The sequence below is a fragment of the Neisseria sp. P0016.S008 genome (assembly GCF_051957775.1).
Lineage (GTDB): Bacteria > Pseudomonadota > Gammaproteobacteria > Burkholderiales > Neisseriaceae > Neisseria > Neisseria flavescens_B.
The window spans coordinates 1-229 of the sequence record NZ_JBQCWB010000061.1 but is presented as its reverse complement, the minus strand read 5'-3'; the positions used below and the strand labels follow the sequence as shown (position 1 = coordinate 229).

Here is a 229-nt window from a genome sequence, read left to right as displayed (position 1 = left end):
GCATATTGGTCACCGCTGTTGCGGGTAATCCTGATTGTGGGCAACGGCTGCCCGCCGGCGGTCGTGGGTTCGCCTGATGAAACAAACAGGAGGCGGCCGTGTTTGACTGTTGCGATGGCGTCGTAGCGTTCGGCAATGCGCGACAAGAAGGCGGCGTCGGATTCGTTGCTCTGGTCGATGTGGTCGATTTTTTCGTCTTGGTAGGCGTTTCCGATGATTTGTGTGTAGC

Annotated in this window: 1 pseudogene; it reads right to left on the bottom strand. The window is 57.2% G+C overall.

Annotated features, from left to right (window positions below):
* Positions 1 to 229, bottom strand: a pseudogene (locus ACTHS8_RS10980) (late control protein); the annotation flags it as partial.